Source organism: Streptomyces sparsogenes (assembly GCF_001704635.1).
In the GTDB taxonomy this organism is placed as follows: domain Bacteria; phylum Actinomycetota; class Actinomycetes; order Streptomycetales; family Streptomycetaceae; genus Streptomyces; species Streptomyces sparsogenes.
In genome coordinates, this window is the sequence record NZ_MAXF01000095.1 from 105343 (window position 1) to 125687 (window position 20345).

General features: G+C 73.7%; 17 protein-coding genes, 1 pseudogene and 1 riboswitch. Of the genes and pseudogenes, 11 read left to right on the top strand and 7 right to left on the bottom strand.

All coding sequences use genetic code 11. From position 1 onward, the window contains the following. Positions 1-11: 11 nt before the first annotated feature. The 7 genes from BBH68_RS19575 to def all read left to right on the top strand — a co-directional run bounded on the left by BBH68_RS19575 (position 12) and on the right by def (position 7477). The gene (locus tag BBH68_RS19575) at positions 12-635 is read left to right on the top strand and encodes an alpha/beta hydrolase family protein (protein WP_065964403.1); all 624 of its coding nucleotides are present in this window, start codon (positions 12-14) and stop codon (positions 633-635) included. A 305-nt stretch (positions 636-940) separates the two neighbouring features. Beyond that, the gene (locus BBH68_RS19580; protein ID WP_065964238.1) at positions 941-1630 is read left to right on the top strand and encodes a sigma-70 family RNA polymerase sigma factor; all 690 of its coding nucleotides are present in this window, start codon (positions 941-943) and stop codon (positions 1628-1630) included. Next, positions 1627-1947 carry a mycothiol system anti-sigma-R factor gene (gene rsrA, locus BBH68_RS19585; RefSeq protein ID WP_065964240.1) on the top strand — a complete coding sequence of 107 codons (321 nt, stop codon included), beginning with the start codon at positions 1627-1629 and terminating at the stop codon, positions 1945-1947. The genes BBH68_RS19580 and rsrA overlap by 4 nt, the downstream gene beginning before the upstream one ends. Positions 1948-2168: 221 nt before the next feature. Beyond that, positions 2169-3770 carry an HD-GYP domain-containing protein gene (locus BBH68_RS19590; protein WP_065964241.1) on the top strand — a complete coding sequence of 534 codons (1602 nt, stop codon included), beginning with the start codon at positions 2169-2171 and terminating at the stop codon, positions 3768-3770. Beyond that, positions 3767-5482 (top strand): HD domain-containing protein, encoded by a 1716-nt coding sequence (locus BBH68_RS44275; protein ID WP_065964242.1) that lies wholly within the window; start codon positions 3767-3769, stop codon positions 5480-5482. The genes BBH68_RS19590 and BBH68_RS44275 overlap by 4 nt, the downstream gene beginning before the upstream one ends. 233 nt (positions 5483-5715) lie before the next feature. Further along, the gene (locus BBH68_RS19600) at positions 5716-6702 is read left to right on the top strand and encodes a tetratricopeptide repeat protein (RefSeq protein WP_065964243.1); all 987 of its coding nucleotides are present in this window, start codon (positions 5716-5718) and stop codon (positions 6700-6702) included. Between the two features lie 145 nt (positions 6703-6847). Continuing rightward, positions 6848-7477 carry a peptide deformylase gene (def, locus tag BBH68_RS19605; protein ID WP_065964245.1) on the top strand — a complete coding sequence of 210 codons (630 nt, stop codon included), beginning with the start codon at positions 6848-6850 and terminating at the stop codon, positions 7475-7477. Between the two features lie 85 nt (positions 7478-7562). Here def and BBH68_RS19610 read toward each other — a convergent pair whose 3' ends face one another. The 4 genes and pseudogenes from BBH68_RS19610 to BBH68_RS19625 form a co-directional block, all read right to left on the bottom strand. Next, a complete protein-coding gene (locus tag BBH68_RS19610; protein WP_065964247.1) occupies positions 7563-8585 on the bottom strand; it encodes a ribonucleotide-diphosphate reductase subunit beta in 1023 nt (340 codons plus the stop codon). Then, entirely contained in the window at positions 8585-10978 is a 2394-nt protein-coding gene (locus BBH68_RS19615; protein WP_065964249.1) for a ribonucleoside-diphosphate reductase subunit alpha, read from the bottom strand. Before BBH68_RS19615 ends, BBH68_RS19610 begins: the two co-directional genes overlap by 1 nt. Before the next feature lie 123 nt (positions 10979-11101). After that, positions 11102-11224: riboswitch (cobalamin riboswitch) on the bottom strand. 219 nt (positions 11225-11443) lie between these two features. Further along, entirely contained in the window at positions 11444-12916 is a 1473-nt protein-coding gene (locus BBH68_RS19620; protein WP_065964405.1) for an FGGY-family carbohydrate kinase, read from the bottom strand. 153 nt (positions 12917-13069) lie between these two features. Continuing rightward, positions 13070-14098, bottom strand: a pseudogene (locus BBH68_RS19625) (2-hydroxyacid dehydrogenase); the annotation flags it as partial. A gap of 178 nt (positions 14099-14276) precedes the next feature. On the opposite strand from BBH68_RS19625, the gene BBH68_RS19630 reads away from it, so the two are divergent. The 4 genes from BBH68_RS19630 (at position 14277) to BBH68_RS19645 (ending at position 18848) form a co-directional block, all read left to right on the top strand. Further along, positions 14277-14951 carry a histidine phosphatase family protein gene (locus BBH68_RS19630; protein WP_065964251.1) on the top strand — a complete coding sequence of 225 codons (675 nt, stop codon included), beginning with the start codon at positions 14277-14279 and terminating at the stop codon, positions 14949-14951. Continuing rightward, a complete protein-coding gene (locus BBH68_RS19635; protein WP_065964253.1) occupies positions 14948-15757 on the top strand; it encodes a DeoR/GlpR family DNA-binding transcription regulator in 810 nt (269 codons plus the stop codon). Before BBH68_RS19630 ends, BBH68_RS19635 begins: the two co-directional genes overlap by 4 nt. Before the next feature lie 211 nt (positions 15758-15968). Further along, positions 15969-17471 carry an FGGY-family carbohydrate kinase gene (locus BBH68_RS19640; RefSeq protein WP_065964256.1) on the top strand — a complete coding sequence of 501 codons (1503 nt, stop codon included), beginning with the start codon at positions 15969-15971 and terminating at the stop codon, positions 17469-17471. Between the two features lie 171 nt (positions 17472-17642). Continuing rightward, positions 17643-18848 (top strand): alginate lyase family protein, encoded by a 1206-nt coding sequence (locus BBH68_RS19645; RefSeq protein WP_065964258.1) that lies wholly within the window; start codon positions 17643-17645, stop codon positions 18846-18848. A 19-nt stretch (positions 18849-18867) separates the two neighbouring features. On the opposite strand, the gene BBH68_RS19650 is transcribed toward BBH68_RS19645, so the two are convergent. The 3 genes from BBH68_RS19650 to BBH68_RS19660 all read right to left on the bottom strand — a co-directional run bounded on the left by BBH68_RS19650 (position 18868) and on the right by BBH68_RS19660 (position 20335). Further along, positions 18868-19431 carry a hypothetical protein gene (locus BBH68_RS19650; protein WP_065964260.1) on the bottom strand — a complete coding sequence of 188 codons (564 nt, stop codon included), beginning with the start codon at positions 19429-19431 and terminating at the stop codon, positions 18868-18870. A gap of 98 nt (positions 19432-19529) precedes the next feature. Further along, on the bottom strand, positions 19530-20099 hold the full coding sequence (locus BBH68_RS19655) for a GNAT family N-acetyltransferase (RefSeq protein ID WP_079151088.1): 570 nt from the start codon (positions 20097-20099) through the stop codon (positions 19530-19532). A 35-nt stretch (positions 20100-20134) separates the two neighbouring features. Continuing rightward, positions 20135-20335: a DUF397 domain-containing protein gene (locus tag BBH68_RS19660; protein ID WP_065964263.1), complete on the bottom strand. Its 201-nt coding sequence runs from the start codon at positions 20333-20335 to the stop codon at positions 20135-20137. Between the last annotated feature and the right edge of the window lie 10 nt (positions 20336-20345).

Consider the following 20345-nt stretch of genomic DNA (forward strand, 5'->3'; position numbering starts at 1 on the left):
CCAGCGAGATCGTGCCGACGCCCGTCGGCGACGCCCGCGTCACCTGGCACCGCGCCGCCGACGCCCGCACCGTGCTGGCCGTCGGCCACGGCGCCGGGGGCGGCATCGAGGCGCGCGACCTCGCGGCGCTGGCCGCCGCGCTGCCGTCCCAGGGCGTCAGCGTGGCGCTGGTCGAGCAGCCGTGGCGGGTGGCGGGCAAGAAGGTCGCGCCCGCGCCGAAGACGCTGGACCTCGCATGGCGCGCGCTGTGGCCCGCCCTGGAGAAGCCCGGGCTGCCGGTCGTCGCGGGCGGCCGCAGCGCCGGGGCCCGGGTGGCCTGCCGTACGGCGCGCGAGCTGGGCGCCGGCGCCGTGCTCGCGCTGTCCTTCCCGCTGCACCCGCCGGGCAAGCCGGAGCGGTCCCGGGCCGGGGAACTGCTCGGCGCCGGCCTGCCCACCCTCGTCGTCCAAGGCGGCCGCGACCCCTTCGGCCGCCCCGAGGAGTTCCCCGAGCTGCCCGCCGGCATCGAGCTGGTCGCCGTCCCGCACGGCGACCACGGCTTCGCCGTGCCCAAGAAGGCGGACATCGGCCAGGAGGAGGCGCTGGCGCGGATCACCGGCGCCGTCGTCGACTGGCTGGCCCGCGTACCGCGCTGACCAGCGCGGACGTACGGCATCGAGAGAGAAAACGGGCCGGGAATGCGCTGCGGAGGCCGTGTGTTGTACCCGGCGTCGATATGAAACAGGACACGGCACAGGCTCAGGTACACGCACCAGAAGAAGGGGTTCCCAGTATGGGTTCGCTCGCTTGCCCGGCCCGCCCACGCGCCGCCGACCTGGACTGGTCGCAGCCGCAGTCGGGGTGGACCGCCCGGAACGAGGCGGCGGGCGGACCGGATCGTCGTCTATTCTCCGATTCGAGCGGGTCCGCATTCGGCGAGCCCGTCACGAAGGCGGAGGAGGTGGGTCAGGTCACTGGCACCGACGCGGGGACCGACGGCGTGACCGAGGGCCGGCCGGACGGGCAGCCGCAGGAGACGGACATCGAGCGCAACGCGCGCTTCGAGCGGGACGCCCTCACCTTCCTCGACCAGATGTATTCAGCCGCATTGCGTATGACGCGCAATCCGGCCGACGCCGAGGACCTCGTCCAGGAGACGTACGCGAAGGCCTACGGATCCTTCCACCAGTTCCGCGAGGGCACGAACCTCAAGGCGTGGCTGTACCGGATCCTGACCAACACCTTCATCAACTCCTACCGCAAGAAGCAGCGGGAGCCCCAGCGCAGCGCGGCCGAGGAGATCGAGGACTGGCAGCTCGCGCGCGCCGAGTCGCACATGTCGACCGGTCTGCGCTCCGCCGAGTCGCAGGCGCTCGACCATCTCCCCGACTCCGACGTCAAGGAGGCGCTCCAGGCGATTCCCGAGGAGTTCCGGATAGCGGTCTATCTCGCGGACGTCGAGGGGTTTGCCTACAAGGAGATCGCGGACATCATGGGGACACCCATCGGTACCGTGATGTCGCGGCTGCACCGTGGGCGCCGCCAGCTGCGCGGTCTGCTGGAGGACTACGCCCGTGGACGCGGGCTGGTCCCGGCGGGCGCGCCCGCGGCGGCGGACGAGTCGCACGATCGGAAAGGCGCGGACTCATGAGCTGCGGAGAGCCGCACGAGACGGATTGCTCCGAGGTCCTCGACCACCTCTACGAGTTCCTCGATCGCGAGATGCCCGACGTCGACCGCGCCAAGCTGGAGGTGCACTTCCACGAGTGCTCCCCCTGCCTGGAGAAGTACGGTCTTGAGCAGGCCGTGAAGAAGCTGGTCAAGCGGTGCTGCGGCCATGACGACGTGCCCAGCGACCTGCGCTCGAAGGTCATGAGCCGCATCGAGCTGATCCGCTCCGGCGAAGGTGTGCCCGAGCGGGAGGTCACGACGGCGGAGGCGAACGCGCCGACGCCCGCGCAGGACTAGCCTCACCCACCTGGGCAGTCCCCTCCCGGCCGGAACCGGCAGCCGGCCGCGCCCCGCCCCCACGCGGAGTGTCACCTGCTCGTACGGCTTGCCGCCCGATCATCACCCGAAGGTGTGCAATCGGGCGGGCCATACGGACCAACCCCGCGTGTCCGGCTCTATCCTCCCCAATCTGATCCGACGGCCCGACCGGGGCCGCCGACGGACGGGGAGGAGGGGGCATGCGGGCGGTCCCTCTGACGGCGCGCGTCTACATCCTGGGTGCCGCGCTCCTGTCCGCGCTCTGCGCCGCCCCGGCCCTGAGCCCCGCGGCCGACGTGCCCTGGCCCACGGTCGGGCTCCTCGCCGCGTTGGCTGTGGTGTGGGGCTCGGCTCTTCCCCGGCTACCGCTGGGCCGGGCCGCGGCCGGGCCGGACGGGTGTGGCCCCGTGCTCCTGGCCGGGGCCTTTCTGCTGCCCGCGCCCGCCGCCGCGCTCGTCGCGGTGCCCGCGGCGCTGCTCGGGCCCGTCGAGCGGCGGCCCGCCGGCGTGCGGCGGCTGTGGCGGGTGGCCCGGTCGGCCCTCGCCGCGTACGCCGCCTCGTACGCCTTCGGGCTCGGCGGCGGCCGGGACGCCCTCGCGACCTCCCATGTCCCCGCCGTGTCCGGCTGTCCCGGCTTCCCCCACGCCCTGGCGCCCGCGGTCGGCGCCGCGCTCGTCCTGGGCCTGACCTCCGCCGCCCTGGAAGGCGGCGTGCTGGTCACCGCCGAGGGCCGCTCGCCCCGCCTCGCCTGGCGCGGGCGGACGCTGTGCTCGCTCGTCCCCCATCTGGCGCACGGCCTGTCCGGGCTGACCATGGCCGTCCTGTGGCGCAGCCCGTACGGCCCGACCGCGGCGCTCCTCGCGCTGCCGCCGATGTACGTCTGCGCCCGCGTCTTCGCCCTCTGCCACCAGGAGCGGGCCGCCCACCAGGCCACGGTCCGCGCCCTCGTCCAGGCCGTCGACATCAAGGACCGCTATACGCGCGGCCACAGCGAGCGGGTCGGCCGCGCCTCCGTCATGATCGCCCGCGAGCTGGGGATGGGCGGGGACCGGATCGAGGCGCTGCGCGTCGCGGGCGTCCTGCACGACCTGGGCAAGCTCGGCGTCCCGACCCGTGTGCTGCGCAAAAACGGTCCGCTGACCCCCGAGGAGCGCCGCGTCATCGAGCTCCACCCCGAGTACGGGCACGAGATGGTGCGCGGCATCGGCTTCCTGGGGGAGGCGCGGGACGCCATCCTGCACCACCACGAGCGGCTGGACGGGAGCGGCTACCCCCACGGGCTCGCGGGCGCGGACATTCCGGAGGCTGCGCGGGTGGTGGCGGTCGCGGACGCCTTCGACGCGATGACCTCCACCCGCGCGTACCGGCGGGCGCGGCCGGTGCCCGCGGCGGTGGAGGAACTCAGGCGGTGCGCGGGGGCGCAGTTCGACCCGCGCATGGTGGACGCCCTGACCCGCGCCCTCGACCGCCACGGATGGCACACCTCCGCCCCGCCGGAGCCCCGCCCCCTCACCCCAGTGGGCCGCCGGCGCACGGCGGACCCCGTGCGGGGCGAGGCGCGGGAGCGCAAGCCGGACCGCCCGCCGGAGCGCGCGCGGGGCCAGGCGCGGGGCCGCGCGCCGGACCGCGCGCAGGGCCAGGTGCCGGACCGCGCGCCGGATCAGCGCGGAAACGTCCCGCCTGCGCCCCCTCCCGCGCCCCCGCCCACGAGCCCTCCCGAGACCGTGTCGGTGCCGGACGCGGTGCCGAAGGCGGGCCAGGGGCCGAGCCCCTGGCGGCCCGGACCGGGCGGCGGCGCATGACCCCGTGGCGCCGCACCGCCCGGGATCCCGGCCCCGGCGGGCGGGGAGCGCTCACCGCCGCCGTGGTCTACGGCGCGGCCGGGGCCCTGGCCATAGCCGCCTTCGCATGGACCCAATGGCGAGGCGTGCGCGACCCGGAGACGGCGCTCGCCTTCGGCGCGCTGATCGCCCTGGGAGAGACCCTCGCCTGGGACGGGTCCCAGACCCCGCGCGCGGACGAGGACGAGGATGAGGCGAGGCGAGGGGGCGCCGCCGAGGCCGGACACGCGGGCGAGGACGCGGGCCACGGCGAGCTCAGGTACGCGGGCTCGGGCGACGCCGGGTGCGCGGGCGACGCCGAGAGCGTGCACGCGGACGCAGGCGAGGTCGGCTGCGGGGGCCAGGGTGCGGGCGAGGACGACCCCCGGCGCGCGGGCGAGGGCTACACCTGGGGCACGGGCGGCTCCGACGCCAGGCGCGCGGGCGACGCCGGGGGCGTGCACGCGGAGGCGGGCGGGGGTGGACGCGAGGGCGCGGGGGGCCGCGAGGGCGGGGGTGGACGCGCGGGCGCGGGCGGCCGCGAGGGCGGGGCGGTGGGGGAGGCGTACGAGGGGCCGTACGAGCCGGGGGGCCGGGCGTGCGAGCCGGCGCCCGTCGCCGCCGCCGGTGCGCTCGGGTACGCCGTGGTGCTGCGGGTGGGAGGCGAGCCGGCCACGCACGGCGTCCTTCAGGCCGTCGCCGTGGTCGCGGCTGCTTCCCTGATGGTGCTGGTGCCCCGCGCCGTGTCGGGCCGCCCGGTCGGCCCTGATCGCGCCGCCCGCCGGGTGCTCATCGTCGCCCTCGCCGCGCTCTGCTGCCAACCGCTCCGCTCGGTCAGCGTCGGCGACGGCCCCTTCCTCGTCGCATATCTGCTCCTCGCCTGCGCGTCGGCCGCGCTCGCCGACGCCGCCCTGGCCTCGGCCCTGACCCGGGCCCGCGAAGAGCCGGGCGAAAAGCCGGGCGAAGAGCCGCGCGCGGCGACCGCCATGGAGGTCGCCGTGAGGGTCGCGGTCTGCGTGACGGCGGCGGCGACCGGGCCGGCGGTGGCCGTGGCCGGGGCGTGGGCGCTGCCGGTGGTCTGCGCGCCGCTGCTGCTGGTCCAGCTCTCGTTCCGCCGCTGTGCGGGGATACGGGCCGCCCGCCGCCAGACCGTCGCCTCGCTGGCCAGGACGACGGAGATCGCCGGTCACACCCCCGCCGGCCACGCCCGCCAGGTCGCCCGGCTCAGCCGCGCCGTGGGCCGGGAGCTGCGGCTTCCGGGGCCGTCGCTGTCCGTGCTGGAGTACGCGGGGCTGATGCACGACCTCGGGCAGCTGTCTCTCGTGGACCCGGTGCCGGCGGGGGCCACCGAGCCGCTGCCCGAGGCGGAGCGGCGGCGGATAGCGCGGCTGGGCGGCGCGGTCGTGCGGCGGACGGGGGTGCCGGAGGAGGTCGCGGAGGTCGTGGAGCGGCAGGCGGACCCGTACCGGGAGCAGCCACTCCCGGCCCGTATCGTGCGTGCCGTGAACGCGTACGTCGAACTGGTCGGAGGTTCTTCGGCCGGTTCGGGGGGAAGCCCTCAGGAAGACCGCGCGGCGGCCGCGCCGCGCGCCCTGGCGCGGCTGCGGCGCTCCACCTCCCGCGACTTCGACCCGGCGGTGGTGGAGGCCCTGGCCAGGGTGGTGTCGCGCCCGGTGCGAGGCCGCCCGAGGTGAGAACTCGCGGGTAATGAGCGGCTGCCCCGAGAGGCATGGTTGGATGCGAAGAGAGGGGGTGTCGGGCCTATGGCCGGCGGCAAGGAGGTGTGGTGGGCATCGTCCCCGGGCCGAACCATGAGGGGCCGGGCTGAGATGTCCGCGAATGTGTGGCAGGTTGTCGTCGAGGGAGGGCCAAGCCGTCCGCGAAGGCATCTGGTGCGGTACTACTTCGATACCGGCAGGCGGGAATCGTGAAGATCTTCGGCAAGGTGCGGCACCGGCCGTCCGCCTCATGGCGGCAGGCCACGGACCGCGCGTTCACGCTCATCGGCGACGGCCGGTACGAGGACGCGGGGGCGCTGCTGACTCGCGCCGCCGACCTGGAGCCGTGGCTGTCGGAGTCCTGGTTCAACCTGGCGCTGCTGCACAAGTTCCGGCACGACTGGGAGCAGGCGCGCGCGGCGGGGCTGCGCGCGGTCGCGCTGCTGGACCGCGAGACCGGCGCCCCTGACTGGTGGAACGTGGGGATCGCCGCGACCGCGTTGCAGGACTGGCCGCTGGCGCGCCGGGCCTGGCAGGCGTACGGCCTGAAGGTGCCCGGCGAGGCGTCCGCGTCCGGTGAGCCGCTCGGCATGGAGCTGGGCAGCGCGGCGGTGCGGCTGTCGCCGGAGGGCGAGTCGGAGGTCGTGTGGGGCCGCCGGCTGGACCCGGCCCGGCTCGAGGTGCTGTCGATCCCGCTGCCGTCCTCCGGGCGGCGCTGGGGTGAGGTGGTGCTGCACGACGGCGTGCCGCACGGCGAGCGCGTCACCTCCGCGGGCGCCGCGTATCCGGTCTTCGACGAGATCGAGCTGTGGGCGCCGTCCCCGGTGCCGACCTGGGTGGTGCTGCTGGAGGCCGCGACGGAGGCCGACCGGGACGCGCTGGAGCGGCTCGCGGCGGACGCCGGCTTCGCCGCCGAGGACTGGTCGTCCTCGGTGCGGCTGCTGTGCCGCTCGTGTTCGGAGAGCCGGATGCCCAGTGACGAGGGCGAGGGCGAGCACCTGGACCCGCACGACCACAGCGAGCCCGGTCAGCCCGGCCCGCTGGGCCATCGCATGGCGGGCTCCGGCTCGCTGTGGGTGGCGGAGCGGGAGTGCGGGATCGCCGCGCCCAGCGGGCTGGTGCGCGGGCTGCTGGACGGCTGGGTCGCGGACAGCCCGGACACCCGGGAGTGGCGGGACCTGGAAGAGGTCTGCTGAGGGCCGGCGCCCGGCGGTCGCAGCCGCCGGTCTTCCCCTGCCCTCCCTTGCCCCCTGATATCCCTGCTGAAATCCCCGCCGGTCCGGCGCGGGCCTTACCCTGTAGGGCGACGAGCCCGGTTTTGAGGAAGGCGTGCGGCGGACGATGGCGCAGCAAGGGACTGACCAGCAGGTGGACGACGAGTTCATCGTGGACACGGAGGACTGTGAGGAGCGCGAGCGCGCGTATCGCGAGCGCGGCACGGCCCGTCCGATCACGGTCGTCGGCAATCCGGTGCTGCACAAGGAGTGCCGGGAGGTCACGGAGTTCGACGACAAGCTCGCCGCGCTGATCGACGACATGTTCGCCAGCCAGAAGGCGGCGGAGGGCGTGGGCCTGGCCGCGAACCAGATCGGCGTGGACCTCAAGGTCTTCGTCTACGACTGCCCGGACGACGACGGCGTCCGCCACGTCGGGGTGGTCTGCAACCCGGTGCTGGAGGAGCTGCCGGCGGACCGCCGGGTGCTGGACGACTCCAACGAGGGCTGCCTGTCGGTGCCCACCGCCTACGCCCCGCTGGCCCGCCCCGACTACGCGGTGGTGCGCGGCCAGGACGCCCAGGGCAAGCCGATCGCGGTGCGCGGCACCGGCTACTTCGCGCGCTGCCTGCAGCACGAGACCGACCACCTCTACGGCCGGCTCTACATCGACCGCCTCTCCAAGCGCGACCGCAAGGACGTGCTGCGGCAGATGGCCGAGGGCACGCCGCGCTACGAGACGGTGCCCAACGACTGACCACTGACACGCCACGGCATACGGCGCGGCGCCCCCGGGAAGTCCCGGGGGCGCCGCGCCGTATCGGGTTTGGATCAGAAATGGCTCAGAAGTCGTCGTCGAAGGAGACCGAGCCCTCGACCGCCACCTGGTACGCGGAGGCGCGGCGCTCGAAGAAGTTGGTCAGCTCCTGGACGTTCTGCAGCTCCATGAAGGAGAACGGGTTCTCCGAGCCGTAGACCGGGGCGAAGCCGAGGCGGGCGAGCCGCTGGTCGGCCACGCACTCCAGGTACTCGCGCATCGACTCGGTGTTCATGCCCGGCAGCCCCTCGCCGCACAGGTCGCGGGCGAACTGCAGCTCGGCCTCGACGGCCTCCCGCAGCATGTCGGTGACCTGCTGCTGGAGTTCGTCGTCGAAGAGGTCGGGCTCCTCCTCGCGGACCGTGTCCACCACCTGGAACGCGAAGTTCATGTGCATGGTCTCGTCGCGGAACACCCAGTTGGTGCCCGTCGCCAGGCCGTGCAGCAGGCCGCGGGAGCGGAACCAGTAGACGTAGGCGAAGGCGCCGTAGAAGAACAGGCCCTCGATGCACGCCGCGAAGCAGATCAGGTTGAGGAGGAAGCGGCGGCGCTCCTCCCTGGTCTCCAGCCGGTCGATCTTGTCGACCGAGTCGATCCAGCGGAAGCAGAATTCCGCCTTCTCCCTGATGGAGGGGATGTTCTCCACCGCGGCGAACGCGGCGGCCCGGTCGTCCGGGTCGGGGAGGTAGGTGTCCAGCAGCGTCAGATAGAACTGGACGTGCACGGCCTCCTCGAAGAGCTGCCGGGACAGATACAGCCGCGCCTCGGGCGAGTTGATGTGCTTGTAGAGGGTGAGCACCAGGTTGTTCGCGACGATCGAGTCACCGGTCGCGAAGAAGGCGACCAGGCGGCCGATCAGGTGCTGCTCGCCCGGGGAGAGCTTGGCCAGGTCGGCGACGTCGGAGTGGAGGTCCACCTCCTCCACGGTCCAGGTGTTCTTGATCGCGTCGCGGTAGCGGTCGTAGAAGTCCGGGTACCGCATGGGCCGCAGGGTGAGCTCGAACCCGGGATCCAGGAGGTTCTTGGGACGTTCGGGTGCGGTGGTCATTACTGGCAGGCCTCGCAGGACTCGGGGTTTTCCAGGGAGCAGGCGATGACCTCGGGGTCGGTGGCCGCCTGCTGGACGGGGACGGTGGCGGGCGCGGCGGCGCGAGCCGACTGTGCGATCCGGGTCGCCGGGCGCGAGCGCAGGTAGTACGTGGTCTTGATGCCGCGCTTCCAGGCGTACGCGTACATCGAGCTGAGCTTGCCGATGGTGGGCGATGCCATGAAGAGGTTCAGCGACTGGCTCTGGTCCAGGTACGGGGTGCGGGCGGCGGCCATGTCGATCAGGGCGCGCTGCGGGATCTCCCACGCCGTCCGGTAGAGCCGCCGCACGTCCTCGGGCACCCAGGAGAAGTCCTGCACCGAGCCGTTGGACTCGCGCAGCGCCTCACGGCTCTGGGCGTCCCACACGCCGAGCTTCTTCAGGTCGTCGACCAGGTAGGAGTTGACCTGGAGGAACTCCCCGCTGAGCGTCTCGCGCTTGAACAGGTTGGAGACCTGCGGCTCGATGCACTCGTACACGCCCGCGATCGAGGCGATGGTCGCGGTCGGGGCGATGGCCAGCAGCAGCGAGTTGCGCATGCCGGACTTCGCCATCCGCTCGCGCAGCGCCTGCCACCGCTCGGGCCAGGTCGCCACCGCGTCCGTGTAGTGGTCCGGGTGCAGCACGCCGCGCGCGGTGCGGGTGGCGGACCAGGCCGGGTGGGGGCCGTGGCGCTCGGCGAGCGCGCAGGACGCCTCGTACGCCGCGAGCATGATGCGCTCGGAGATCTGGGTGGACAGCCGCTCGGCCTCGGGCGAGTCGAAGGGCAGCCGCAGCCGGAAGAAGACGTCCTGGAGGCCCATCAGGCCGAGCCCCACCGGCCGCCAGCGGGAGTTCGACGCCCCGGCCTCCTGGGTCGGGTAGAAGTTGATGTCCACCACGCGGTCGAGGAAGGTGACGGCGGTACGGACGGTCGCGTCCAGCTTCTCCCAGTCCATCCGGCCGTCCTCGCCCAGGTGCGCGGCCAGGTTGACCGAACCCAGGTTGCACACGGCCGTCTCACCGTCGTCCGTGACCTCCAGGATCTCGGTGCACAGGTTGGAGGAGTGCACGACCCGGCCGGGCTCGGCGGTCTGGTTGGCGGTGCGGTTGGCGGCGTCCTTGAAGGTCATCCAGCCGTTGCCGGTCTGCGCCAGGGTGCGCATCATCCGGGCGTAGAGCTGGCGGGCCGGGACGGTCTTGACGGCCAGGCCGTCGGCCTCGGCCTTCCGGTACGCGGCGTCGAACTCCTCGCCCCACAGGTCCACCAGCTTGGGCGCGTCGACCGGCGAGAACAGCGACCAGTCGGCGTCGGCCTCGACCCGGCGCATGAACTCGTCCGGGATCCAGTGCGCGATGTTGAGGTTGTGGGTGCGGCGGGCCTCCTCGCCCGTGTTGTCCCGCAGCTCCAGGAACTCCTCGATGTCCGCGTGCCAGGTCTCCAGGTAGACGCAGGCCGCGCCCTTGCGCCGGCCGCCCTGGTTGACGGCGGCGACGGAGGCGTCGAGGGTGCGCAGGAACGGCACGATGCCGTTGGAGTGGCCGTTGGTGCCGCGGATCAGCGAACCGCGGGCGCGGATGCGCGAGTACGAGAGGCCGATGCCGCCCGCGTGCTTGGAGAGCCGCGCGACCTGGTGGTAGCGGTTGTAGATCGAGTCCAGCTCGTCCAGCGGCGAGTCCAGCAGATAGCAGGACGACATCTGCGGGTGGCGGGTGCCGGAGTTGAACAGGGTGGGGGAGCTGGGCAGGTAGGACAGCGTGCTGGTGAGCCGGTACAGCTCGGCCACGTCGTCCAGCGCGCGCGTCGAGTGGTCCTCGGCGAGCCCGCAGGCCACCCGCAGCAGGAAGTGCTGCGGGGTCTCGATCACCTGGCGGGTGAGGGGGTGGCGGAGCAGGTAGCGGCTGTGGAGCGTACGCAGCCCGAAGTAGCCGAAGCGGTCGTCGGCGCCGTCGGCCAGCGCCTGCTCGACCAGGGCGTCCAGGCGGGCGGCGTGGGTGGTCACGAACTCGGCCGTGCCGTCCGCGATCAGGCCCTCGCGGTGCCCCACGGCCACCGAGGCGGAGAAGGAGACCGCTCCCTGCCCGGCCGCCTCCTCCCGGATGGCGAGGGTGAGCAGCCGCGCGGCCAGCTTCGAGTACTGCGGCTCCTCGGCGATCAGGCCGGCCGCCGCCTCGGTCGCGAGGGTGCGCAACTCCGCCTCGTCCGAGCCGGGATGGCGGCCGCGCAGGGCGGCGGCCGCGACCTTGCCGGGGTCGGTGGCGGGCAGGTCGGCGGTGAGCGTGGTCAGGGTCCGCAGCAGGGCGGTCCCGGGCGCGTCCTCCGCTGCCTGTGCAGCCGCTGCCTCTGAAACCGGATCGGCGGGCGCGATGGTCACTGAAGTGCTCTCCCTCGCTCGGCTTGGGCCGGGCGGGAGGTACGCGATGGGCGCGTACGGGCATGCCGAAACCGCGAACGGCATACCGCGCAGCGTCCACCGGCCCAACCCGCGAGGCCCGGACGTATGAGACGGCCGTCGGCAGGTCCTCGGACTCGCGGGTACGCAAAAGCGTACGCGTACACCGTTGCGGGACAGTTCCGGATTCGCACCGGATTCCCCTGCGGCGACAGCGAGCATGAGCATACATCTTGTGGTGGCGGGCGCACCTGCCCCCACATGTTGTGTCGTGAGGTGGAGTGTTTCGTACGAATGTGCTATTCAGTGCCGGACTTGGCGCGGTCTACGCGCGCTCGGCGCGCGGTCTGCAGGCGGCCTCGGCACGCCCGTGGCGCGGCCGTCTGGCGGCCCGGCGCGGGCGCCTGGCGGCCTGGCGCGGGCGCTTGGCGCGGTGCCGGGGGTGCCTCAAGCGGGCGTCGTCGCCCGCCACTCGGTGAGGGCGCGGGCCAGCCGGGCCCGGTAGTCGGCGTAGCCGCGCTCATAGGTCTCGGCACGCTCCGGGTCCGGTACGACAGTACGCGAATCGGCTCGCCATTGTGCCGCGTCCACGGGGTCACCGAGAGCGCGCCAGGCGACCGCGACCGCGCCGCGCGCCCCCACCTCGGGCTCGTCGGGAAGGCGCACGGGCCGCCCGAGGACGTCCGCGAACAGCTGGGTCCAGGCGGCGGACCGGGTGCCGCCCCCGCAGGCCGCGAGGCTCGCGCTCAGCCCCGCCGCCTCCAGGCAGTGGCGGGCGGCGTACGCGACGGCCTCGCAGGCGGCCCGTACGGCGTCCGCGCGGGTCGCGGCGAGGGTCAGGCCGTCCAGCCGGCCCCGGGCCGCCGGTTCGACGAACGGGGCCCGCTCGCCCGCGTCGGAGAGGAAGGGCAGGGCGGTCACCCCGCGCGCCCCCGGCGGGCTCCCGGCGAGCAGCGCGTCCAGGTCCGCGGTGGTGGCGCCGGTGAACTCCAGGACCCACTCCAGGGCCGCCGTGCCCACCATCGCGGGCATGCCGCGCAGCCAGCGGTCCCGGTCGGGCGTGCACAGCCACATGCCCGCCGGGTCGGCGGCCGGGTCGATCACGGCGCTGCCGGTGAGGACCTGGCTGGCGAGGGTCGTGCCGACGATCAGCAGGCCGTCCCCGACCTCCTCGACCCCGCTGCCGATCGCGCAGGCCGGAAGGTCGTACGGGCCCGCCGTGACGGGCAGTCCGGCCGGCAGCCCGAGCAGTTCCGCGCCCGCCTCGTCCAGCGCCAGGACGGTGCCGGGCGCGGCGGGCGGCGGCAACAACCGGGCGTGTTCGGCGATTCCGCACGCTTCCAGGGCCTTCGGGACGTAGTGGCGGGTGGTCACGTCCATGAAGGGCATGGAGGCGTCCGAGGCGTCCACGCCGATCACGCCGGTGAGCCGCTGGGCCACCGCGTCCACGCAGTAGCCCGCGACCTCGGCGCGCGCCAGCGCCTCCGGTTCGTGGTCCGCCAGCCAGCGCAGCAGGGGCGCGTGGCAGCCGGGGAACACCCCGGAGCCGGTGAGCCGGTACAGCTCGCGGATCGTGCCGTCCTCGCCCCAGCGGGCCACGGTGTCGCCCGCCCGCCCGTCCATCCAGGAGATCGGCGGGCGCACGGCGCGGCCCGCCGCGTCGCGCAGCCACAGCCCGTCGCCCTGCCCGGTGAGCGCGAGCGCGACCGGGGCCGCGTGGCCCGCCCCGGCCAGGGCGGCGGTCACCTCGCGGACCACCTCGGCGACCGTGCGCAGCACGTCCTCCAGGTCCTGCTCGACCCGCCCGCCGGGCAGGCGGGTGAGCCGACTGCGGCGGCTCGCGGCCGCCAGTGACCTGCCGTCCCGGCCGAAAGCCACGGCCTTGGTGACGGAGGTGCCAACATCGACTCCGAGGACGATGCTCGTGACTCCGCTCCCTCCCGAGAGAGGGGGCTTCTCACTTGGCCGCCGTGACGGCCTCGTGACGGTCAAGCCCTGACCGGCGCCTGATGGCGCGACACGTACTGTAGCGGCTCGGTTGCGCTCCGCGCCACCAGCTCCGGGAGCCGGCTGGTTCGCCGGGTGCGCGAGCTTCTCGCCGCGCGCGTAGCGGCCGACCTCGGCGGCGGTGATGGTGGCCGCGCGGTGAGCGGTCTGCCGGGTGGCGCCGGCGAGGTGCGGGGTGGTGACGACATTGGGCGCGGAGTGCAGCGGCCAGTCGGCGGGCGGCGGTTCGATGTCGTACACGTCGAGGGCGAGGGCCCCCAGGCGGCCGCTGCGCAGCGCGTCCGGCAGCGGGGCGTAGTCCAGCAGGCCGCCGCGCGCGGTGTTCACCAGGACCGCGCCGGGGCGCATCAGGGCGAGCCGGTCGGCGTTGATCAGCCCCTTGGTCTCGGGGGTGAGCCGGGCGTGCAGGCTCACCACGGAGGAGCGGGTGAGGAGTTCGTCGAGGCCGACCGGCTCGACGCCGTCCGCGCGGGCGGCCTCGGGGTCGGTGTACGGGTCGGCGATCAGCACGTGGGCGCCGAAGGCGCGCAGCACGCGGGCGACGATCCGGCCGATCGCCCCGTAGCCGACCAGGCCGACGGTCGCGCCGTCCAGCTCGATGCCGCTCTCCTCGTACGCGAAGAAGTCCCCGCGCCAGCGGCCGGCGCGCAGCTCCGCGTCGGCAGTGGGGATGCGGCGCATCGCGGCGAGCATCATGCCGACGGCGAACTCGGCGGCGGCGGTGGCGTTGCGGCCGGGCGCGAAGCTGACGGCGACGCCCGCGCGGGTGGCCGCCGCCAGGTCGACGTTGACCGGGCCGCCGCGCGAGACCGCGACCATCCGCAGCTCGGGGCGGGCGGCGAAGACCTCGGCGGTGAACGGCGCCATCTGCGTCACGCACACCTCCGCCCCCGCCAGCGCCTCGATCAGCTGCTCCTCGGTGCCGCTGGCCTCGTTCACCCGGCTCGCCGGGCCGCCCACCGGCCCGAAGGGCTCGTGTGGCCACGGCAGCGTCAGCTCGGCGACATCGACGTCCGCGAGCCCCGGCTCGTCGCGGAGCGCGGCGATGATGAGGTCGGGGCGTACGAAGTGGTCTCCGGCGGCGAGGACGCGCATGGGTGGCCTTTCTTCGGCGTTACGAGGTCGGCGGAGTTCGGCGATCGGCGTTCCATCACAGAGGCGACGCTAGATTTAACATCGTTGACGTGACAAAGCAATGGCGCGTGCGTCGGTTCGCGCGCTATTGCGGCTCGAAGGCACGGCCCGAGGCACGGTCCGAGGAGAGGAACTTCCTGTGACGGCTCGTCTACTGCTCGTCCGCCACGGCGAGACGGTGTGGCACGCGGAGAACCGGTACGCCGGCATCTCGGACGTCCCCCTGACGGAACGGGGATTCCGGCAGGCGGAAGCGCTCGCCCATTGGGTGACGAAACGCGGAGTGGACGCGGTCGCCTGCTCCCCGCTGAGCCGCGCCCGGCTGACCGCGCGCCCCGCCGCCGACGCGCTCGGCCTCGTCCCCGAAGTCGTCGAGGACCTGCGCGAGGTCGACTTCGGCTGGGGCGAGGGCCGCACCATCGCCGAGATGGAGGCGGAGGACCCGGAGGCCGTACGGGCCTTCAGGGCGGACGCGGAGGCGGGCGCGTTCCCCGGCTCGGAGCCGCCCGGCGCCGCGGCGGCGCGCGCCGCGGCCGCGCTGCGCGGCCTGGCCGCCGCGCACCCGGACCGCACGGTGCTGGTCGTGGCGCACAACTCCCTGCTGCGGATGGCGCTGTGCGCCCTCCTGGGCATCCCCGTCGGCCGCTACCGGCACGTCTTCCCGCGCCTGGACAACGCGGCGGTGAGTGAGATCCAGGTGGCCGGGGAGCGGACGGCGCTGCGGTCGCTGAACGTGCCCACGGGGGACCTGTCCGAGGGGGGCGCGGGTACGCGGGACGGTGGCGCCGCTCGTGGGGGAGAATCCGCCCCATGACCACGACCGGCGCGTCCGACGTCCCGCCCCGCTCCCAGGCCGCCCGCAGGCAGACCATCACCGAGTACGTGCTCGAACACTCCACCGCCACCGCGGCCGAGCTGGCCGAGCTGACCGGCGTCAGCCTCATGACCGTGCACCGGGACCTGGACGAGCTGGCCAGGCTCGGCGTGCTGCGGAAGTTCCGGGGCGGGGTCTCGGCGCTGCCGTCGTCGGTCTTCGAGTCCAGTCTGGACTACCGGATGGGCGTGAACCGGGCCGAGAAGGAGGCGGTGGCCGCGGCCGCCGCGGAGCTGGTCGAGCCCGGCATGTCGATCATCCTGGACGACTCCACGACCGCCCTCGCCCTGGCCCGGCTGCTGGTCGACGCCGCGCCGCTGACCGTGGTGACCAACGCCCGGCGGGTGGAGGAGGTCTTCGCGGGGGTGCCGCAGACCCGGCTGATCGGCCTGGGCGGGGAGTACTCGCACACCCACGACTCCTTCCTCGGTGTGCCCTGTGTGGCCGCGATCGAGGCGCTGTCGGTGGACATGGTGCTGGTCTCCACCTCGGCGGTGGACGCGCACACCACCTACCACCAGGAGCAGGACGTGGTGCTGGTGAAGCGGGCGATGCTCGCAGCAGGAAGCCGCAAGGTCCTCCTCATGGACGCGTCGAAGACCCGGCGCACGGCCCTGCACCGGCTCTGCCCCGTGGAGGAGTTCGACCACCTGGTGGTGGACGACGGGGTGGACCGGCGGCTGCTGGCGGAGCTGCGGGAGCGCACGGACGTGAGGGTGGCGAAGACGGCGGGGGCGCGCTCTTAACGTCTCGCGTGTTAACTTCACTTCGCACATGGGGCCGGTGGGTCTTGGGCGCACCGGGGAGCTCCAAGACCCACCGTTGTGCTGCCCGGCCGGCCCGGTTGGCGCAGCCCTACCCAGTCAGCCCAGTCAGCCCAGCCAGCCCTGTCCGTCCCGCCTGCCGCTGAGCCGCCCCCGGGGTACGGGCGCGCCGCGACCGAAGGAGCCGATCGCCATGAGCACCGCGTCCCCTTCCCCCGAGGCCGTGGAGGGTTCCCCTCAGGTCGTGGCGGGTTCCCCCGAGGTCGTGGTGGGGATCGACATCGCCACGGCGGCGGTCCGCGCGGTGTGCGTCGACGCGCGGGGCCGGGTCCTCGCGGAGGGCCGCGTCCCGCTGCCGGCTCCCCGGCGCGGCGCCGGCGGGCGCAGCGAGCAGGACGCGCGGGCCTGGTGGCCCGCCGTCGCCGCCGCTCTGCGGGAGGCGACCGCGGCGCTCCCGGCGGGCGGCCGGGAGGTGGTGGCCGTCGCCACCTCCGCGACCTCCGGCACGGTCGTCCTGGCGGACGGCACGGGCGAGCCGGTCGGCCCCGCCCTCATGTACGACGACCGCCGCGCGGCCGGACTCAACGCCCGCGCCCAGCGGCTCGGCGCCCCCCGCTGGCAGGCCCTCGGCCTCGCGGTCGGCCCGACGGCGGCCCTCGGCCGCCTCGCCTGGCTGGCAGGGGAGGAGGGCCCCGCCGGTGGCCCCCGCCACCTCCTCCACACCCCCGACCTCATCGGATGGCGGCTCACCGGCGGCCCGGTCGCCACCGACTGGAGCCACGCCCTCAAGACCGGATACGACGCGCGCCTCGGCGAGTGGCCCGACGAGGTCCTGGACGCCCTGGGCGTACCGACCGCCTGGCTGCCGCCGGTCCAGGCGCCCGCGACCGAGGCCGGCACGGTGTGCGCCGCCGCCGCGAGCGAGACCGGGCTGCCGGTCGGCTGCCCGGTGCGCCTGGGCATGACGGACGGCTGCGCCGGGCAGATCGCCACCGGGGCCGTCCGCCCCGGCCAGTTCGTCGGGGTCCTCGGTACCACGTACGTTCTCAAGGGCGTCACCCGCGAGCTGGTCACCGACCCGAGCGGCGCGCTCTACAGCCATCGCCACCCCGACGGCTGGTGGCTGCCGGGCGGCGCCTCCAACACCGGCGGCGAGGCCCTCGCGCACGTCCCCGCCGACCGGCTCCCCGCCCTCGACCGCGCCGCCGCCGCCCGGGGCCCCGCCTCCGTCGTCGCGTACCCGCTGCGCCGCGAGGGCGAGCGCTTCCCCTTCGTCAGTGGCGAGGCCCGCGGCTTCCTCCTCGGCACCCCGGCCGACGAGGCCGACCGCCACCGCGCCGAGCTGGAGGGCGTCGCCTTCCTGGAACGCCTCGCGATCGAGCGCGTCCGGGAGCTGGGAGTGCCCGTCGAGGGCCCCCTGTGGGCGGCGGGCGGCGGCAGCCGCAGCCCCCTGTGGACCCGGATCCGCGCCACCGCCCTCGGCATGCCGCTGCGCGTCGCCGACCGCGCCGAGACCGCCTTCGGCGCCGCGCTCCTCGCCGCCTCCGGCACCCTCCACCCCGACCTCGCGGCGGCCGCCACCGCCATGGTCCGCACCGGCCGGGACATCGAGCCGGACGAGACGGAGCGCGCGGCGCTCGACGAGTCGTACGCCGCCTTCACCGCCGCCCTGCGCGAGCGCGGCTGGATCGCGTAGGGCGCCCCGGAACCACCCGGCTCGGCCCTTCCCTCTGGCCGGATCCCTTCCCCGCTCAAGTTCTGACGGGGTCTCTTGACGGCGAGTTGGTCCATACCTAACGTCTCATCAGCCGTTCCGTCATCACATATGTGACTGACGTCCGGGTCCACAAACAGATGGGAACCGCCGATGTCCCAGCGAAGGATCCTCCCGCTCACCGCCGCCGCCCTGTCCGCCGCCTGCCTGGCCGGAGCCCTCGTCGGCCCGGCCCAGGCGCAGCCGCACTCCGGAACCACGGCCACCGCTCCCGCCGCCTTCACCCACCCCGGGGTCCTGGTCGGCCGCTCCCAACTGGACTTCATCCGGGGCAAGGTGCAGGCGGGCGCGGCGCCCTGGAAGGGCGCGTACGACGCGATGATGGCGAGCAAGTACGGCTCGCTCTCCTACACCCCCAAGCCGTGGGCCGTGGTGGAGTGCGGCTCGTACTCCGACCCCAACAAGGGCTGCACCGACGAGCGGCAGGACGCCATCGCCGCCTACACCCACGCCCTGGCCTGGTACATCACCCGCGACGACCGCTACGCGAAGAAGGCGATCCAGATCATGGACGCCTGGTCGGCCACGATCACCGACCACACCAACAGCAACGCGCCTCTCCAGACCGGCTGGGCCGGCTCCGTGTGGCCACGGGCGGCCGAGATCATCCGCTACACCTACACCGGCTGGCCGAACGTGAACCGCTTCGCGACCATGCTGCGCAACGTCTACCTCCCGAAGGTGATCAACGGCTCCCACAGCAACGGCAACTGGGAGCTGTCCATGATGGAGGCCGCCGTCGGCATCTCCGTCTTCCTCGACGACCGCACCAGCTACGACAAGGCGGTCGCCCGCTATCTGAACCGGACCCAGGCCTACGTCTACCTCGAGTCCGACGGCGCCCTCCCCAAGACCGTCCCGGGCAGCGGCCTGGACACCAAGGACGAGATCGTCAAGTACTGGCAGGGCCAGTCCACATTCGTGACCGGCCTGACCCAGGAGACCTGCCGGGACTTCACCCACACCGGCTACGGCATCTCCTCGATCTCACACATCGCGGAGACCTCCCGCATCCAGGGCGAGGACCTCTACCCGAAGGTCGGCGAACGCCTCCGCCAGGCGCTGGGCTTCCAGGCCAAGTACGAACTCGGCACCGCCGTGCCCTCCTGGCTGTGCGGCGGTACGGTGAAGCGCGGCCTGGGCCCGGTCACCGAGGTCGGCTTCAACGCCCTGCACAACCGCCTCGGCTACCCCATGGACAACACCCAGAAGCTCACCGAACAGCAGCGCCCCGCCGGCACGAACAACCTCTTCGTCGCCTGGGAGACCCTCACCCACGCCGACAACCCGGCCTCCTGAGGCTGCTTGGCTCCTCGGCTCAGGACGCGGGGGTCTTGTCCGCCGCGCTGATCTGGCAGGTGATGGACGTCCGCTTGGTGTAGCTGGTGGTGTCCGTCATGGTGATCTTCTTGGTGGAGTTCGCGAGCACCGTCACGTACTTGTGGCGGTATCCGATGAGGCCGCCGGACGGATCGTTCCAGCTCACCGCGATGCTGTAGCTGTAGTTCCGCGCCGTGTCGTCGTTGGTGACGGTGACGCCGTACGAGAGCTGACCGGCCGACGGGTCGAAGTAGCAGTTGCTCCCGTCGACCTCATCAAGCCCTTCCGGGTCGTAGGGGCCCAGCGTGGTGGGGGAGGACGACGGGGTCCCGTACGACGGGGCGCCCGAGGGGGCGCCCGACGGCAGGTCCGTGGGGAGACCGCTGGGCATACCCGAGGGCAGGTCGGTCGGCACCCCGCTGGCCCCGGACGGCACACCGCCACCGAGGCCACCGGAGACAAAGCCACCCCCGTCGCTGTGCCTGCCCTTCTTCCCGCAGCCGGTCAGGGCCAACAGTCCGACCGCGGCGACGGCGACGAGGCGCACGGAGTGGCGATGCATGGATTACCCCCGTGGGAAAGGCAGATTCAAGCCGAACTGGCTTTGATGAGTACGCGCCACCCTAAGGGGCTTCTGACCTCGAAGTCACCTCGGGGATGTCACCGATCGGTGACACCGCCGGTGCCGCCTTCGTCGCTGTTGGCGGGGGAGGTGCGGGAGGCCGGCGCTCCCAGCTCCACGCGGAACGCCCACAGTGTGATCCCCGGTACCGGCTCCCAGTCCCGCTCGGGGGCCCGTACGAACCCCAGCCGCCGGTACAGCCGGTGGGCGGCGGCCATCTGCTGCTGGCTGGATATGACGATCCGCGCGAGCCCCAGCTGCCGCCCCCGCTCCAGACACGCCCGCACCAGCGCCTCCGCCACCCCCCGCCGCCGCGCCTCGGGCCGCACGGCGAGCATCCGGAACTCCCCCTCCCCCTCCCGCGCCAGCTCCGCGTACGCCCCACCGTGCACCGCGAACGCCACCGCCCCCAGCACCTCGTCACTCCCGGCGTCGGCCGCGACCAGCACCTCCGCCAGCTCGGCCCGCCGCCGGGCGTCGCGCAGCTCGGCCAGATACGCGTCGCTGTCCTTGAAGGTCAGCAGCCCGTCCCCGAGGTACGCCTGCGCGGTCAGCTCCCCGACACTGTCCAGCTCCTCGCCCCGCGCCCGCCTGATGATGATGTCCATATCGGCAGTGTGCCGCACGCGGGTGACAGCCTCGCTCAGCCCTCGGCGAGGTGGTCGAGGTGGCCTGCTTTGGCGCTGCGTATGAAGGTGCGGAGGGTGGTGGGGGTGGTGGTGAGGATGGTGTCGGGGTCGTCGCTCTCGCGGAGTCGGACGGTGGCGTCGTCGGTGGAGGAGACGTAGAGGCAGTTGGCCCCTTGGGAGCTGTACGACGACTTCCGCCAGCGGAGTGTGGGCATGAATTCCCTC